We start from the raw sequence: 337 nt of genomic DNA on the forward strand, positions 1-337 counted from the left end.
GCAGCCGCCGAACCGCATCGCCCGCAACGACCAGGAAGCCCTGCTGCTGGCCCGCGAGATCGGCTACCCGCTGGTGGTGCGCCCGAGCTACGTGCTGGGTGGCCGTGCGATGGAAATCGTCTACGGTGAAGCCGACCTGGCCCGCTACGTGCGCGACGCGGTGAAGGTGTCCAACGATTCGCCGGTGCTGCTGGACCGCTTCCTCGACAACGCCGTCGAGTGCGACGTCGACATCATTGCCGACAAGGACGGCAACGTCCTGATCGGTGGCGTGATGGAGCACATCGAAGAAGCCGGCGTGCACTCGGGCGATTCCTCGTGCTCGCTGCCGCCGTAC

At 66.8% G+C, this 337-nt stretch carries 1 pseudogene; it reads left to right on the forward strand.

The annotated features are described in order from the left end of the window. A pseudogene (gene carB / locus EN853_RS33360) lies at positions 1–337 on the forward strand (carbamoyl phosphate synthase large subunit); the annotation flags it as partial.

Origin of the sequence: Mesorhizobium sp. M1C.F.Ca.ET.210.01.1.1, assembly GCF_004791585.1 — a bacterium.
Classification (GTDB): domain Bacteria; phylum Pseudomonadota; class Alphaproteobacteria; order Rhizobiales; family Rhizobiaceae; genus Mesorhizobium.